This window comes from Paenibacillus endophyticus (genome assembly GCF_014192395.1).
GTDB classification, from domain to species: domain Bacteria; phylum Bacillota; class Bacilli; order Paenibacillales; family Paenibacillaceae; genus Pristimantibacillus; species Pristimantibacillus endophyticus.
Window position 1 is genome coordinate 223,106 of sequence record NZ_JACHXW010000003.1, and the last position, 15,849, is coordinate 238,954.

Consider the following 15,849-nt stretch of genomic DNA (forward strand, 5'->3'; position numbering starts at 1 on the left):
ACATTATTAATATAGTTCGTTTCAAGTTGATTGTATTTACATAAAAACGTTATATTTTGCTAAATTCGGCACTATTTAGATTCTATTATTCTATTATTTACGTTATATAGAAGCTGGCGTTCGTCTGTCCCCGCCGCTAGCAGTCGGCTTCTCCGCAGCATGGCTAATGACGCGCCGTCTTTGGCGGCGGATCACGATCACTCTCTGCAGGAGAATAAAGAGGAACAATAGAAATCCGACAGCAATCTTTGTCCACCATGAGCTAAGCGTACCTTGGTACATGACGATCGTTTGAATAATGCCCGAGCAAATGACGCCTAGCAACGGACCAACCAAGTAACCGAAGCCTCCGGTTAGCAGAATGCCTCCGATTACGCAAGCCGCAATCGCATCCATCTCCATCCCCATTAGGTGGAGGTTGTAGCCAGACAACATATAGAAGGTAAATACAATGCCGCCAAGCGCGGAGCAGAAACCGCTGATCGTATACACCAATACCGTAATGCGAGGAACCGGGAGGCCCATCAGCATCGCTGAACGCTCGCTGCCCCCAATTGCAAATACAGATCTGCCAAACTCCGTATATTTGGCAACATAGACGGCGACCGCAACGACAGCCAAAGCAATCACGACGCTCACCGAGATAAAATTGGATCCGACCAGGTTGATTTTGAATTTTGATATAGCCGTATACGTAGCATTCTCGATGACGATGCTTTGCGTCGTTATGAAATAGCTTGCTCCTCTGGCAAGAAACATTCCTGCGAGGGTAACAATCCAAGGATGCAGGTTGAAGCGTTGGATCAGATAGCCCTGAGCCGCTCCGAACATGATGCCAATGATCAAGCAAATGGCCATTACGACGTAGGCGTTCATGCCCTCCTGCAGCAGCGCAGCTGAAACGACACTGATGAAAGCGACGACAGAGGCAACCGACAAGTCGATGCCTCCCGTAATAATAACGAAAGCAAGCCCAGTCGCTACGATTATCAAGTAGGCGTTATCGATGAAAAGATTGAAAAACACTTGCCAGGTGAAAAATCCGGTATAGAGCACTGAACCCGCGCCGTATAGCAAAACGATGAGCAGCAAGGTCGAGAAGATAATAATATTGTTCTGATTAATTCGAAGATTCAGCTTCATCCAACCACCGCCTGTTTATTCTTCTGTTGGAACATTCGCCTGAAGCGGTCCGATTGCATTAAGCTGACAACGATGACTACGATTGCCTTCACGACCATAATGCGCTCTGGCGGCACGCCCATGGAGTAGATCGTCGTCGTAAGCGATTGAATGAACAAAGCCCCGATGACCGTTCCAGCGAGAAAGAAACGACCGCCTCGCATGGAAGTCCCACCGATGACGACCGCCAAGATCGCATCCAGCTCGATCCATAAGCCAGCATTGTTCGCATCCGCGCTGCTGATGTTCGAGCTCACAAGCAGCCCTGCAATTGCAGCGCACAGACCGCAAACGATATAAACGAATAAATAAATTTTCCGTGGTTCAAGACCTGCATACTCGCTCGATATTTTATTGGAGCCCGTTGCCTCGAGGAAAAGTCCAAGAGCCGTACGCTTTTTCAAATAAAGCACAAACAGGAAAACAAATGCTGCGATAAATATGGAGAAGGGCAGTCCGAGGAAAAAACCTTTGCCGATAAAGCCAAAAGCCGCATTGTCGGTAGTGAGAACCTTTCCTTCCGTAATCAATTGCGCGATTCCCCGGCCAACCGTCATTAAGATTAGCGTTCCAACCATAGGCTGAATGCCCAGATAAGCGATTAGCACGCCATTCCATAGACCGCACAATACCCCGACGACCATTGCCGCGACAATGGCCATCCAGAGCGGCACCACGCCTAGCAATGAGATGGCAACCGCTCCGGAGATGGCCAGCACGGAACCGACGGAAATATCAATGCCTTCCTTCGCAATAACAAGCGTCATGCCTATGGCAATTACCATGATCGGTGCGGCACGATTCAATATATCGATCAAGCTGCCGAAGAGATGGCCATTTTTAATTTCAATATTGAAAAAACCAGGAACAAAAAATAAATTAAACAATAGGATAGCGGCCAAAGCGGTAATGGGCCAAATGATTTTGGTGTGCATGACGTTAGCTGCCAGTTTGCGAATATTGCTCATGAGTACCGCCTCCTTCCGCAATCATCTTCATAATATTCGTTTCGGTCATATGGTCGCCGCTAATTTCTCCTACTTGCATCCGGTCGCGCAGCACCACGATTCGATCGGCGCACTCAATCATTTCTTGAAGCTCCGAAGAAATAATCAGTATCGAAAGCCCCGACTTCGCCAAATCCAATATCAGCTTCCGAATCTCGCCTTTGGAGCCGACGTCGATCCCCCTAGTCGGTTCGTCAAGAATGAGCAGGCTAGGATCCGTAGCCAGCCACCGCGCCAATATAACCTTTTGCTGATTGCCCCCGCTCAAATTATCGATTCGCTGTTCCATGCTAGGCGTCTTGATTCGAAGCAGGTCAATGAATTTCCTAGCGATCTCCTGCTGCTTCTTCAAGGGAATATAATTGAATATGCCTTTCTTCGCCTGAAGCGCGAGCACGATATTTTCACGGATCGTAAGCTCCCCGACTATGCCTGCTACTTTCCGATCCTCCGGGCAGAAGCCCACGCCTTTACGGATCGCTTTCTTCGGATTCATTGATTGGAACGTCTCCGAGCCAAGCGTCAGAATGCCGCTGTCAGATTGGTCGATTCCAAAGATGAGGTTCGCGAATTCCGAACGTCCTGAGCCGAGCAGGCCCGCTAGCCCGACAACCTCACCCTTCCTGACGGACAAGCTGACCGGCTTCACGGAGCCTACTCTCGTCAAAGCTTGGGTAGACATCATAACTTCAGACGAATAGCTCTTTTCCTTCTTACGATGCTCGTCCTCTTCTCTCCATTCACGGCCGATCATATTCGAGACCAGGCTGCTTTTGGACAGCTTGCTCGTCTCATATTCACCGACTAAAGCACCATTGCGCAGAATCGTAATCCGATCGGTTATGTCATAGACCTGATCAAGGAAGTGAGTGACAAACACAATGCCCATGCCCTCGTCGCGAAGCTTGCGCATGACGTCGAACAATTGCTGTACCTCTTGATTGTCCAAGCTTGAAGTAGGTTCATCCAGAATGAGAACACCGCTGGACATATCAACCGCTCTAGCAATCGCAACCATCTGTTGAATGGCGACCGAAAAGCCAGACAGTGGCTGTTTGACATCCAGATTTAAGTTCAGACGCTTCAACAAGCGTTCGCTATCCTCGTTCATTCGTTTCCAGTCAATCGAGCCTCTGCGCTTCGGTACGCGGCCGATATACAAATTTTCTGCCACAGACAAGTTAGGGCATAAATTTATTTCCTGATACACCGTACTGATCCCAAGCGTCTGCGCCTCCTGAGGCGATCTTGCTGTTATGGTTCTGCCCTTCAATTGCACTTCGCCTTTATCCATTGCGTGCACGCCAGTCAGCACTTTTATTAAGGTTGATTTCCCCGCGCCATTCTCGCCCATCAATGCATGAACCTCACCTTTTCGCAGGGTGAAGCTTACGCCGCTAAGCGCTTTAACGCCAGGAAAAGTTTTGCTCACATTATCCATCTTCAGTAGAACGTTTCCGTTCATTAGGCCACTCCTTCCTCTATGAACACTCTATTTGTATGATCAATTATCATTTTACGGATTCGGGCAATCGTTGTATTTACACGCAAAAGCTATTTTATACATTATTCGGTTCTTTTCTGTCATCCGCGCTTGGCTAAAACAAACAAATAAACGCCGCCTCGCGCATGTACATGCGGAGGCGGCGCCTATGGTTAAGAAGACTTCTTACATTAAAGAAACAGCATAAACAGTGCATAAATGATCTTGGCTGCTTCCGCTCTGGAAGCATGCTCCTTCGGAGCAAAGCGACTTACGCCCAAGCCAATTTTGATAAATCCGTAAAAGCAACCGGTTTGTACACAGCCGCGTATTTGCCAGCCTGTTTGGCGTCAAATACGACTTTTCCTGAATCGGCATCGAACTTCGCATGCTTGATTAATGTAAGCTTTATCAGCAATGCGGTAAAAAACGACTTGAGTAGGTTTTCGTTTGGAAGAAGCTCGTAATCAAGCATCACTTCTTCGAAATCGGCATTCGCGACCTTCAGAAGCAGCTGTCCGTTTTCAGCGAACAAACGATTTCTTGCAAAATGAAGCAGCCATAACCATGCAAAAGGACGTCTCCGCTGCATATGAAATGTGACCCATAAGAGGATCACTTTTTTAAAAGTGTCCTTCTTATGGGTCACAGTTCAACATTGCACGGGACGTCCTCTTTTTGTTGCCTATTTCGCAGCAGCTTTCATGAAGTCAGCAATATTGACTTTTTGACCAATCTTCGCGCTCTCTACCGCGGCCAGCACCATAGCCATGCTGTAAATATTGTCAGCACTTCTCGTTTCCGGCTGGCGCTTCTCCTCGAGTGAAGCAAACATGTCGTCCAGGCAGCCTTGATGGCCCGTGTTCACCATCTCTGGAAGCTGCGTTTCCACTCGTTCATATTCACGAATAAACTTGCCGCTTTGGTCGCCTGCAGCGACGATCTCGGCATATGGATTGCCATGCCCGTCCCATATTGCCGTCCCATTCTCGCCTGTGACCCGCCATGATGCTTCCCATGAGGTGGTAACCCCCTCTGCGCACCAAGATCCTCGGTAATCGAATACCGATCCGTCGCTCATTTCAAAAATGCAAATCGCCATCGCGTTACCTGCATACCAGGACCCCGGAGGATTAAATTCCTGGCAATACACGGATACCGGATCTGCTCCGATTAGAAACCTTGCTTGGTCAAACGTATGAATCGACATATCAAGCAGCAGCGGACTGTCCATGGCATCACGGAAGCCGCCGAAATGGGCGCCGATAAAAAAGTCAGCTCCTATGAAGCCCGGCTTGCCGATCGTTCCGTCAGCCAGAAGCTGGCGGAATGCGCGGATACGCGGATCGAACCTGCGGTTCTGCATGACCGCATGCGTACGTCCCGACTCGCCTGCCAGACGCACGATATCGCTGCAATCGCTCATCGATTCCGCAAGCGGCTTCTCGCCGAATACATCGCAGCCCGCTTCCAGCGCCGTAGTGCCAACCGAGTAATGGCTTGCCGGAATTGTAATATCGAATACGATCGTAGCGCCTGTTTGGGCGATCGCCTCTTTCAAATCAGTAAAGACCGGACAGGTTAACGCCTGGCGGTCTGCCATCGCCTGAGCGAATTCGACCTTAATGTCGACAAGACCAACAATCTCCGTATCTTCCCTGTTCTTCGCGTACTCCACCCATGTATTCGCCATGCCGCCGCAACCAACGACAACTACTTTATGCTTAATCGACATATCCTTTTCCTCACTTTCCCTTGCCTAGATTGGGTTTGGAACAAAATCGCCGCCGCGGCAGCGTTTCAGATAATTTAGCGCATGCACCTGTCCGGTCATTTCCAGCTCATCCTTGTACACAGGATCATGCCAGCCTTCGATATCAATCGTACCCTTGTAGCCGTTCTGTCTCAGAATAGTGATGATATCCGTCCAATTTGTATCGCCAAAGCCAGGCGTGCGATGCCATACAAACGGCTGTTTTCCGTGCACGCCATGCTCCTTCACGATATCCCATGCAATCGTGGCATCCTTGCCATGCACATGGAATACTTTGTTCACCCATTTGCGAAGCTGCGGAATCGGATCAATCAAGCTCACCATCTGGTGGCAGGGCTCCCATTCCAAACCGATGTTGTCATCTGGCACGGCGTTGAACATCATCTCCCACACAGTCGGGTTATGCGCGATGTTCCAGTCGCCTGTTTGCCAGGTTCCGCCCATATCGCAGTTCTCGAAAGCAATGCGAACGCCTTTATCCGCTGCTCTTTTTGTCAGCTCTCCAAAAACCTTCTTGAATACGGGAATGGATTCGTCGATCGGCTGATTCGTGATGCGGCCGGTGAAGCCGGATACGATATCTGCACCGAACAAATGAGCGTGGTCGATTAGCCGCTCCCAGCTTGCAAGCGTATCTGCATTGTCGCCCTCTCCCGTCAACGGATTCCCGAAAACGCTTACAGCCGGCACGACAAAATCATGCTCGTCCGCCAATGCCCGTACGCGTTTGGCCATTTCGACCAAATCCGTCTTGCCCGTTGTTTGCCAGAAGGTTAGATTAAACGATTCAAAGCCATGCTGCACAATTTGCGGGATGACGTGATCCGCGTTGCCGCCGCCTACCAGCGTTCCGATTCTTAATTTGTTTTCCATGGTTGTATATCACTCCAATATTGGCTTATAGTATTCTTAACAAATTCATTATAGCTAGGATTATTATAGATTACTCTAAACAATCTTGCGCAATACTAGTCTAATCTTGTGGTGGTGAGCAAAAAATGTCCTATCCGAAGGAACTGCGGGAAAATACTCGTCTCGAACATAAAACGTATCCGATCCAGCTGTTTCAAAACCACTGTCCTGAAGTAAAGCCGAATGACTGCATTCTTTATTTGCACTGGCATGAGCATTTCGAAATCATCGTCATGCGGGAAGGCAGTGCAGTGTTCCATATCGACAGCCGGCCTTATATCGTAAATGAAGGCGATGTCATCATTATTCCCGGCGGCGGTCTGCATGTTGGATATTCCCTAGGCTACAAGCCTATTTATTACGATTGCGTGGTGCTGAACGCTTCGCTCTTCAATGAATGGGTCCATGATCCCGTCCATGCGAAGTTTGTTGCTCCCTATTTGGAAGGAAGGCTTCATTATCCCGTTAAGCCAGTCGAGCAGGATGAATCATGCCTCTCCTATTATGGCTTGCTCGATGAAGCCATTGGCGAGCTTGCAACGAAGCCTCCTGCTTACCAGCTTGTCGTCAAGTCGAAGCTGCATGCTCTATTTACGCTGCTGGCGCGTACGTTCCTTGAACGACAGCTTGCCGGCAACCCAGCTGAACCTTACTCTGCGAATCGTGACCGCTTTAAGCTGCTGATTCAGCAGATCGAGTCTAACTTCTGCGAGAAGCTATCTATTGAACAAGCCGCAAAGCAGGTTAACGTTAATCCCTATCATTTCTGCAAGCTGTTCAAAAAGCTTACGGGCCGCACGTTCGTTGAGTATGTCAACGTAAGCCGGATGAATGAAGCGGAGCGGCTGCTTCGAAGCAGCAATGACACCGTCACCGAAATTGCGGGCAAAGTGGGATGCGATAACCCGAATTATTTCACGAAGCTGTACAAGCAATATAAAGGAATGACGCCTTCCGAGGCGCGAAAGTAGTCGATTTTTGATTTCAAAAATGGTAGATTAGCAACTTTTTATGTCTATGAGTCGTCTATAACTAATAACTCTGTTTAAAGGGGCTACTCGAATGTTTAGGTTTAACGCCAAGTATATAACGATCGCATTGCTTGCAGCCGCTACTGCCCTCCTTGCAGCAAGCTGCAGCAGTACAAGCCAAAAACCAATCGATACGGAAAGCTCTACGCATATATCAAGCGGTACGACGGAAAATACGAGCCCAGCGGATACAGCAGTTGCAACGGAGGAGCCATCGTCTACCCCGCAGCCTTCGCCTAGCGAGCAGCCGCTTGCGTCTCCGGCAGCCACTCCGGCGCCTACTGCAACTGCTGAAGCAGCTACGCCAGCCGAAACAAACGCGCCTGCAAAGGAATCGGAAGGGAAAATAACGCCGAAGCCTACGAAAAAGCCTGAGCCAACCGAAAAAGCGACAGTGAATCCTAAACCTCAGCAAACTCTGAAGCCGACAGCTACTGCTCCGGTCGCGAAACCAAGCGCCAAGCCGACAGCTACTGCTCCAGTCACAAAACCAAGCTCGAAGCCGACAGCTACTTCGCCAGTCACAAAACCAAGCGATAGGCCTACATCCTCGGCAACTGCAAAGCCATCGCCGTTGCCAATCGCGACTCCATCACCTACGCCAAAGCCAACCGCGAAGCCGGATCCAGACAATGCGAATGCTGAGGTTACAGTAGCGGATATTGCTGCTAAGCTTAAAGCAGATTCAGGCTTAGGGCCGCTAACGGCTGTTGAAGGCGAGAAAATCAAAGATACCTATGGTATCGATCCAGATAAACAATTAGTAGACGGCAGCTTCAATCAAGCGATGATGATGATTCAAGCTGGTGAATTTTCCGTCGTTCAGCTGAAATCGGACGCAGATTATGATAGCGTGAAAGCCGGCTTCGAGGCTCGTGCCCAAATGCTGCAAACCGCTTTCGAGTCCTATTTGCAGGATCAATACGAGCAGGCCAAAAACTATCAAATTATTCGCAATGGAAACTTTGTCTTATTCTCGATTACGCCGGATCAGAAAAAAACAGCCGAACTCTTTCATGAATTTTTCAAGAAATAGATACGAAGCTTTATTATCGTTCATTCAATGCAAAAGACCCTTGCAGCCTAATAAGCTGGCAGGGGTCTTTGCTTGTATTCTATGTGATTACTCGGCAATAACGCCTTTTTTCAAAATCAGGTTTGCATAAAGCGCGCTCTCGCCTGTCGCAATAACCGCATATGCTTGCTTGGCCCTTTCATAGAAGGCAAAGCGCTCAACCTGCTCGAACGGCTCGGTCAAGCCGGTACGCTGCTCGATAATTTTGCCGTATTCGCCCCAAATCGGAGTTTGTGCCGTATCGCCAGGCACGACCTGCATCAGCGCTGCCGGCTTCTCAACGTATTGATCAAGCGGAAATAGCTGCAATATAGCGTCCAGCAGTTCGGGAATAGGATGGCCGTCTGCACGAATTAATCGCTGAGCATGGCTTGCGCCCGGGAAATTTCCGTCTGCCAGTACGATCTCATCGCTATGGCCCATCTCGCTAAGCACCTTAAGTAGCTCAGGCGATAGGAGCTTTGGTATACCAATAAGCATGCTTGTTACTTCCTCTCCATTACATTTTCGTTCTTCATTCTCTCATTTCTCGCGGCATAAACGCTCGAACCGCTCAATCGCTGCAGCCCAGTCATGCGTTGGTCCAGGCGCATATTGCTCCATCGGGAACGAAGCTTCAACCAGCGAACGCGACTCCGCCAAGTTTTTGCATTGCCCAAGCGCGACGAACTGCATCTGCATGTTGCCGATTGCGCTTGCTTCCACTGGCCCCGTCCATACGGGTCTGCCAATGGCGCTAGCGGTTAAACGGCAAAGCAGCTCATTCTGAATGCCTCCGCCAACCATATGCAGGCCGCTGAACGACTGCCCCGTTAATTCTTCCATTTGACCAAGCGCTTGATTATACCGCAGTGCGAGGCTCTCGATGATGCAGCGTGCGATTTCACCTACCGACTGTGGTACGAACTGCCCCGTTTCCTTGCAATAGGCTTGAAGCCGTTTTATCATACCGGCTGGCGCGTAGAAGGAAGCGTCATCCGGGTTAATGAGGCTGCGGAAAGGCTCCGCTTGTTCCGCATGCGCGGTAATTTCGCTGAAGGAAAGCTCGTTTCCTTGCTCATCCCACTCCCGCTTGCATTCCTGCAGGATCCATAAACCCATAATGTTTTTGAGCAGCTGGTAAGTTCCGCCGACGCCCCCCTCGTTAGAGAAATCAAGCGACTGCGCTTCCGGCGTGACTAACGGATTCCCGAGCTCTGTCCCGAGCAGCGACCATGTCCCGCAAACGACGTAAGCAAACGGTCGCCCCGCTACTGCTGGGACAGCTGCTGCTGCGGATTCCGTATCATGCGATCCGACAGCCACTGCACGAATCGGCGGAACGCCCAGCTCCTCGCATACTTCGTCCGTTAACTGACCGAAAATCGTTCCAGCATGCGTTGGCTCTATGAACAGCTTGCTTGGAATGCCCAGCTTCTCCATTAAAGGCTTGTTCCACAACTGCTCCTTTGGTTGAAACAGCTGTGTTGTCGTCGCCATTGTAAACTCGCATATTTTCTCGCCAGTCAAAAAATATGCGAGAAGATCCGGCGTAAGCAGCAAGGTGCTGGCTGCAGCAAGCTTGGGTGAACCAGCCTTGCTCATCGCATACAGCTGATTAATCGTGTTGAAAGGCATAAATTGCAAGCCGCCTTGCTCATATAAACGCTCTTTGCCAATTAGCTCGTTCAGCTCTTCCACGATGCCATCCGTCTGGGAATCGCGGTAATGGTAAGGATTCCCGAGCAGCTCCCCGTTCGCGTCGAGCAGTCCAAAATCCACGCCCCATGTGTCAATCCCAAACGTTTGCGGTTCATAACCGAGCTGAAATGCTTTGCGGATGCCTATTTTCAGCTCCTGCAGCAGACGCAGGATATCCCAGTGCAAATGCCCATTTAAGGCGACCGGTTGATTCGGAAATCGATGGATCTCCGTCACTTGCAGCTTGTTCGAACCCGCGGCTTCATCCCGCACCAGCTCGCCGATAAGCGCTCTGCCGCTGCTGGCGCCAAGGTCAAACGCAAGCACCGTCGCAAGTTTTGTCATGCGCAGCTCTTCCTTTCCTGTTGATTCGTTCCGGTGGCCGGGCTACGCTGATTATTTCATCTTCTGCAGCAATTCGATGCGGTACGCTTCGCTTTCCAGCGAGGCAATTTCTTCGAATTCTTCCTTCGTAAGCACTTTAGGCTCGCGAATGGCTTTGGCAATCAGATAGATTTTGGTGCTTTCCTCGACAACCTCTGTTCGGTAATAGGCCTCGCGCAGATTGCGGCCAGACGTAACAAGTCCGTGATTGCCGAGCAGCACGGAGCTCGCTTCGTTCACTTTCGCCACATAGGCATCGGCAAGCTTATCCGTCGTTGGAAGCACATAGGGCACATAAACGGTTTTGCCGACTAAAGCCGCTTGGTCCGGGAACATAATGGGCAGCTCCTGCTCCACCAGTGTAAAGGCGATGCAATACGGAGGGTGAGTGTGCACAATCGCACCGATATCCGGATTAGCCCGATAAGCGTAAAGATGCATCAGCACCTCGGAGGACGGACGCAGGCCGATATCCGTAATTTCGCCCGTTTCGATGTCAACCTCTACCCATTGATGCGGCTCTACCTCATCCAGTGCGAAGCCGCTTGGTGAGAGGTACATTTTGCCTTCGAACTTGGCGCTTATGTTTCCTCCTGGGCCGACGACCAATTTGTTCGTTACCGTTTTGCGTGCATATTTGCAAAGCTCATTGCGAATATCTGTGCTGCTCATTGTAAAACCTCCAATTTATTTATAAATAGGCCCGAAATTTTGACAAGCACGGTAATCTGCGCTCTCCGCGTTAGCCGTTCCGAACAAGCCCCATGCTCTTGGGCGGAAGACGCGCTCTTCGGGAACGTTATGCATATTAACCGGAATCCGCAGCATCGAAGCGAGCGTGATCAAGTCTGCACCGATATGCCCGTAGCTGATAGAGCCGTGATTCGCGCCCCAGTTGTCCATCACCTCATACACAGAGTGGAAAGAGCCTTCTCCAGTAAGCGTCGGAGCGAACCAAGTCGTCGGCCAAGTCGGGTCTGTCCGATTATCCAGCGTATCGTGGACATGCTGCGGCAATTCAACCGAATAGCCCTCTGCAATTTGCAGAACAGGTCCGATTCCTTTTACTAGGTTAATTCGGGACATCGTCATCGGCATACCGCCGCGTGTTAAGTAATCAGATGAATAGCCGCCGCCGCGGAAATATTCGACGGACGCCGGTCGCCATGAAGTTGCATCTAGACATTTCTGCGCTTCTTCGTCAGAAATTTCCCAGAATGGCTTCATCGCAGGCTCTCCATCTTTTGTTTGCTCACCAGTTCCATCCATCGTAGCCGATCCTGAGTTAATTAAGTGGAGGAGACCATTCGCAGCCGCTCCTTCCAGCTTGTGGCCCGTAACGCGTTCCACCGATTCAGGACTCCAATAGGTGCGGACATCCGCGAAGATTTGAGCCGTGTTCGATAGCAAATAGCCGAATAGCATAACGACGCCGTTCAAGCTGTCATTTTCTGTCGCAACCATGTAAGGTGCACGCTTGCCGTTCCAGTCGTAGGAAGAGTTCAGCACCGTTTCCATAAAATCGCCGTTCGGGAAGTGATCCGTCCATTGGCGTTGGCCCTGGAATCCGGCTACGATTGCATTGTGTCCGCCTGCTTCCTCGCCGAAGCCAAGCTCAGCCAGCCTTGGATTGCCAACCATGAGATCACGAGCAATTTGCGTCATTTTGACAACCGTTTCCCAGTCAGCGTCCTTCTGCTCTCTTGAGGTTTGCAGATGGGCAGGATTGTTATCCGGGCCTTCAATGCAATTCTCCTTCACCCACGTAAGCGCTTTCTCGAATTCCGCGCCATCGTAAATGCCTTCTTCCATGCGGCGTACGAATTCACTCATGTCAATGTACTCCGTACGCATGCCAAGATACTCTTGGAAGAATGCGTCATTCACAATCGAACCAGCGATCCCCATAGAAACCGATCCCATGGACAAGTAGGATTTGCCACGCATATAAGCTACGGCAAGACCTGCTTTGGCGAAGCCTATCAGCTTGTCTTTTACGTCAAACGGAATGGATGTATCTCCTGAATCCTGAACATGCTCGCCGTAGATGCCGAACGCAGGAAGTCCCTTCTGGGCATAACCAGAAAGCACGGCAGCCAAATATACAGCGCCTGGGCGTTCCGTACCGTTAAAGCCCCACACCGCTTTCGGTATGGATGGGTCCATATCCATCGTTTCCGTGCCGTAGCACCAGCAAGGCGTGACCGTTATCGATACCCCTACGCCGGATCTGGCAAATTTATCTGCGCAGGCTGCTGCTTCGGATACGCCGCCAATGCATGTATCCGCAATTACGCACTCGACAGGATCGCCGTTTGGATAACGCAAATGCTCCGACAATAGCTTGGCTGTTGCGATTGCCATGTTCATCGTTTGCTCCTCTAACGATTCGCGAACGCCTTTTCTTCTGCCGTCAATCGTGGGGCGAATTCCGATTTTTGGAAACCCGCTTTGGAAACGAACATTTGTATCCGTCATGAATAAAACCTCCAATAGGTTATAATAATGTTACCGATAACCTCAAAATAACAAGAATAAGGCTTGCTGTCAATGAAGACTTTTTTGTATGATAGAAACTAGGATTTATTCATAAGGGGACAATGCTATGGTAACGATTTATGATGTAGCGGCGAAAGCAAGCGTATCCGCTATGACCGTCTCCAGAGTTATCAATAACACTGGCAAAATAAGCGATAAGACAAGAGCGAAGGTGAAGCGTGTCATGGAGGAGCTCGGCTATGTGCCCAATCAGACGGCGCGCAGTCTTGTGCTCCAGCAGACGAAGCTGCTGTTTCTGCTCATCACCGATATTATGAACCCGTTCTATACGACGCTTGCGCGAGGGGCGGAAGACGCGGCCAAGCGCTCCGGCTACCGCCTGCTCTTCGGCAACAGCGACGAGAGCATCGAGAAGGAATCCGACTATGTGACGACCATCTTGACCACGCGCGTCGATGGGGTGCTGGTCGCACCGGCCGGCGATCCTTCACTTCCGCATTTGGAATCGCTTCGCAAGCATAAGGTTCCGTTTGTTCTGCTCGACCGCGAGGTTCCCGGTATCGAATGCGATATTGTTCTTGGTGACAGCAAAGACGGAGCAAGGAGGCTCGTAGAGCATTTGGTCGCAAAAGGTCACCGAAATATTGCGTTCGTAAACGGCTCGCCTTCCGTGTCCAGCGCAAGGCTGCGGCTTCAAGGCTACCAGGATGGTATGAAACTTAGCGACCTTGCTTACAATGAACGATATGTATTCGAAACTAGCTTCGGTCCTTTAAGCGACTTGACCGAAATGGGACAATGGCTCGATCAGCTGGACCCGGCGCCAACTGCGATCGTTGCTGGCAATAACGTGCTCGCCGTTGAAATATTGCGCCTCTTTCGTGAACGAGGAATAAGCGTTCCCGAAGACATATCAATCGTTTGCTTCGACGACTTGGGTCCCTATTCGGAGGTGGAGCCGTTTCTTACAGTTGCTGCACAGCAAGCTTACCAATTCGGCTATATGGGCATGCAAATGCTCGTTGAACGTATTCAGGAGCGAGAAACCGCTTTGCCTTGGAAAAAAATTGTCCTGCCTGCCGATTTGGTCATCCGCAGATCGGTGAAAACCTTGTCGTAGTTGGTACTCTAAGCAGCTAATTAAAAACGGTTGAAGCAGCCTGAGCAGGCTGCTTCAACCGTTTTTAAGTTGTTCAACATTAATATGACTATCCAGCACTATTGCAAAAGCGTTGCTCGTTGGTTGGTTGGTTGGTTGGTTGGTTGGTTGGTTGGTTGGTTGGTTCCTATTACTCCCTCTAAAACTTCCTATTACTCCCTCTAAAACCCCTCTACCGGCCTACCCTTGCTACGTTGCACTTTATACACTCTAATCGTCGTTTAACTAAACATTCTTTTGTTACGTTGCAGTTTCTGCAACAGTTTGCCTGTCTCGCAGCCTTTTACTCTCGAAAGAGAGTGATTCTGTTGCACTTTCTACAACGTAGCTTCTAGGATTGACCTTCATGTGAGGTTTCTGTTGCATAAAGTGCAACGTACACTAACGAGATGCTCTGTTGCTCTGTTGCTCTGTTTCCTCGTATTTTCTCCACCATCACCTGATCTACGTTGCACTTTATACACTCTAATCGTCGTTTAACTAACCATTCTTTTGCTACGTTGCAGTTTCTGCAATAGTTTGCCTGTCTTGCAGCCTCTTACTCTCGAAAGAGTGTGATTCTGTTGCACTTTCTGCAACGTAGCTTCTAGGATTGACCTTCATGTGAGGTTTCTGTTGCATAAAGTGCAACGTACTCTAACGAGATGCTCTGTTGCTCTGTTGCCTCGTATTTTCTCCACCATCACCTTGATCTACGTTGCACTTTATACAGTCTAATCGTCGTTTAACTAACCATTCTTTTGCTACGTTGCAGTTTCTGCAACAGTTTGCCTGTCTCGCAGCCTATTTCTCACGATTGAGGGTGATTCTGTTGCACTTTCTGCAACGTAGCTTCTAGGATTGACCTTCATGTGAGGTTTCTGTTGCATAAAGTGCAACGTACTCTAACGAGATGCTCTGTTGCTCTGTTGAACTTCTACTCTTCTACTCTTCTGCTCTTCTGCTCTTCTACTCTTCTGCTCTTCTGCTCTTCTGCTCTTCTACTTTTCTGCTCTTCTGCTCTTCTGCTCTGTTGCCTCGTATTTTCTCCACCATCACCTTGATCTACGTTGCACTTTATACACTCTAATCGTCGTTTAACTAACCATTCTTTTGCTACGTTGCAGTTTCTGCAACAGTTTGCCTGTCTCGCAGCCTTTTACTCTCGAAAGAGAGTGATTCTGTTGCACTTTCTGCAACGTAGCTTCTAGGATTGACCTTCATGTGAGGTTTCTGTTGCATAAAGTGCAACGTACTCTAACGAGATGCTCTGTTGCTCTGTTGAACTTCTACTCTTCTGCTCTTCTACTTTTCTGCTCTTCTGCTCTTCTGCTCTTCTGCTCTTCTACTTTTCTGCTCTTCTGCTCTTCTGCTCTTCTGCTCTTCTGCTCTTCTGCTCTTCTGCTCTTCTGCTCTTCTGTTCATCTGCTCTTCTGCTCTGTTGCTCTGTTTCCTCGTATTTTCCCCACCATCACCTTGATCTACGTTGCACTTTATACACTCTAATCGTCGTTTAACTAACCATTCTTTTGCTACGTTGCAGTTTCTGCAACAGTTTGCCTGTCTTGCAGCCTTTTACTCTCGAAAGAGAGTGATTCTGTTGCACTTTCTACAACGTAGCTTCTAAGATTGACCTTCATATGAGGTCTCTGTTGCATAAAGTGCAACGTACACTAACGAGATG

Annotated in this window: 13 protein-coding genes; 3 read left to right on the plus strand and 10 right to left on the minus strand. The window is 49.5% G+C overall.

All coding sequences use genetic code 11. The annotated features are described in order from the left end of the window. Positions 1-102: 102 nt before the first annotated feature. The 6 genes from yjfF to FHS16_RS06570 form a co-directional block, all read right to left on the minus strand. The gene (yjfF, locus tag FHS16_RS06545; protein ID WP_183560132.1) at positions 103-1,143 is read right to left on the minus strand and encodes a galactofuranose ABC transporter, permease protein YjfF; all 1,041 of its coding nucleotides are present in this window, start codon (positions 1,141-1,143) and stop codon (positions 103-105) included. Then, positions 1,140-2,150, minus strand: coding sequence for an ABC transporter permease (locus FHS16_RS06550; protein ID WP_183560135.1), 1,011 nt, complete (start codon positions 2,148-2,150; stop codon positions 1,140-1,142). The genes yjfF and FHS16_RS06550 overlap by 4 nt, the downstream gene beginning before the upstream one ends. Further along, on the minus strand, positions 2,122-3,654 hold the full coding sequence (locus FHS16_RS06555; RefSeq protein ID WP_183560137.1) for a sugar ABC transporter ATP-binding protein: 1,533 nt from the start codon (positions 3,652-3,654) through the stop codon (positions 2,122-2,124). The genes FHS16_RS06550 and FHS16_RS06555 overlap by 29 nt, the downstream gene beginning before the upstream one ends. A 289-nt stretch (positions 3,655-3,943) precedes the next feature. Continuing rightward, positions 3,944-4,264 carry a hypothetical protein gene (locus tag FHS16_RS06560; RefSeq protein WP_183560139.1) on the minus strand — a complete coding sequence of 107 codons (321 nt, stop codon included), beginning with the start codon at positions 4,262-4,264 and terminating at the stop codon, positions 3,944-3,946. A gap of 93 nt (positions 4,265-4,357) precedes the next feature. Next, complete coding sequence (locus tag FHS16_RS06565) at positions 4,358-5,407, minus strand: Gfo/Idh/MocA family protein (RefSeq protein WP_183560141.1); 1,050 nt, start codon at positions 5,405-5,407, stop codon at positions 4,358-4,360. Positions 5,408-5,431: 24 nt separating this feature from the next. Continuing rightward, positions 5,432-6,319 (minus strand): sugar phosphate isomerase/epimerase family protein, encoded by an 888-nt coding sequence (locus FHS16_RS06570; RefSeq protein WP_183560143.1) that lies wholly within the window; start codon positions 6,317-6,319, stop codon positions 5,432-5,434. A 125-nt stretch (positions 6,320-6,444) separates the two neighbouring features. Between FHS16_RS06570 and FHS16_RS06575 the strand changes: the two genes are divergently transcribed. Together FHS16_RS06575 and FHS16_RS06580 are read left to right on the plus strand one after the other, a co-directional pair. Next, entirely contained in the window at positions 6,445-7,329 is an 885-nt protein-coding gene (locus FHS16_RS06575) for a helix-turn-helix transcriptional regulator (RefSeq protein WP_183560145.1), read from the plus strand. A gap of 91 nt (positions 7,330-7,420) precedes the next feature. Continuing rightward, positions 7,421-8,425, plus strand: a complete 1,005-nt coding sequence (locus FHS16_RS06580; protein WP_183560147.1) for a DUF4358 domain-containing protein — start codon at positions 7,421-7,423, stop codon at positions 8,423-8,425. Between the two features lie 87 nt (positions 8,426-8,512). On the opposite strand, the gene FHS16_RS06585 is transcribed toward FHS16_RS06580, so the two are convergent. The 4 genes from FHS16_RS06585 to FHS16_RS06600 are packed head-to-tail and all read right to left on the minus strand — an operon-like array spanning position 8,513 to position 13,006. Continuing rightward, complete coding sequence (locus FHS16_RS06585) at positions 8,513-8,944, minus strand: RbsD/FucU family protein (protein WP_183560149.1); 432 nt, start codon at positions 8,942-8,944, stop codon at positions 8,513-8,515. 42 nt (positions 8,945-8,986) lie between these two features. After that, positions 8,987-10,489 (minus strand): rhamnulokinase, encoded by a 1,503-nt coding sequence (locus tag FHS16_RS06590; protein WP_183560151.1) that lies wholly within the window; start codon positions 10,487-10,489, stop codon positions 8,987-8,989. A 51-nt stretch (positions 10,490-10,540) separates the two neighbouring features. Further along, positions 10,541-11,200: a class II aldolase/adducin family protein gene (locus tag FHS16_RS06595; protein ID WP_076266723.1), complete on the minus strand. Its 660-nt coding sequence runs from the start codon at positions 11,198-11,200 to the stop codon at positions 10,541-10,543. A 15-nt stretch (positions 11,201-11,215) separates the two neighbouring features. Then, a complete protein-coding gene (locus FHS16_RS06600; protein WP_183560153.1) occupies positions 11,216-13,006 on the minus strand; it encodes an L-fucose isomerase in 1,791 nt (596 codons plus the stop codon). A gap of 127 nt (positions 13,007-13,133) precedes the next feature. Here FHS16_RS06600 and FHS16_RS06605 point away from each other — a divergent pair, with 127 nt between their 5' ends. After that, positions 13,134-14,147: a LacI family DNA-binding transcriptional regulator gene (locus tag FHS16_RS06605; RefSeq protein WP_183560156.1), complete on the plus strand. Its 1,014-nt coding sequence runs from the start codon at positions 13,134-13,136 to the stop codon at positions 14,145-14,147. Positions 14,148-15,849: the final 1,702 nt, after the last annotated feature.

Bases quoted from the DNA above. Each gene is read 5' to 3' on its own strand.
- FHS16_RS06585 (WP_183560149.1), bottom strand. From the start codon at position 8,944: ATGCTTATTGGTATACCAAAGCTCCTATCGCCTGAGCTACTTAAGGTG.
- yjfF (WP_183560132.1), bottom strand. From the start codon at position 1,143: ATGAAGCTGAATCTTCGAATTAATCAGAACAATATTATTATCTTCTCG.
- FHS16_RS06575 (WP_183560145.1), top strand. From the start codon at position 6,445: ATGTCCTATCCGAAGGAACTGCGGGAAAATACTCGTCTCGAACATAAA.
- FHS16_RS06570 (WP_183560143.1), bottom strand. From the start codon at position 6,319: ATGGAAAACAAATTAAGAATCGGAACGCTGGTAGGCGGCGGCAACGCG.
- FHS16_RS06550 (WP_183560135.1), bottom strand. From the start codon at position 2,150: ATGAGCAATATTCGCAAACTGGCAGCTAACGTCATGCACACCAAAATC.
- FHS16_RS06555 (WP_183560137.1), bottom strand. From the start codon at position 3,654: ATGAACGGAAACGTTCTACTGAAGATGGATAATGTGAGCAAAACTTTT.
- FHS16_RS06605 (WP_183560156.1), top strand. From the start codon at position 13,134: ATGGTAACGATTTATGATGTAGCGGCGAAAGCAAGCGTATCCGCTATG.
- FHS16_RS06560 (WP_183560139.1), bottom strand. From the start codon at position 4,264: ATGCAGCGGAGACGTCCTTTTGCATGGTTATGGCTGCTTCATTTTGCA.
- FHS16_RS06565 (WP_183560141.1), bottom strand. From the start codon at position 5,407: ATGTCGATTAAGCATAAAGTAGTTGTCGTTGGTTGCGGCGGCATGGCG.
- FHS16_RS06580 (WP_183560147.1), top strand. From the start codon at position 7,421: ATGTTTAGGTTTAACGCCAAGTATATAACGATCGCATTGCTTGCAGCC.
- FHS16_RS06595 (WP_076266723.1), bottom strand. From the start codon at position 11,200: ATGAGCAGCACAGATATTCGCAATGAGCTTTGCAAATATGCACGCAAA.
- FHS16_RS06590 (WP_183560151.1), bottom strand. From the start codon at position 10,489: ATGACAAAACTTGCGACGGTGCTTGCGTTTGACCTTGGCGCCAGCAGC.
- FHS16_RS06600 (WP_183560153.1), bottom strand. From the start codon at position 13,006: ATGACGGATACAAATGTTCGTTTCCAAAGCGGGTTTCCAAAAATCGGA.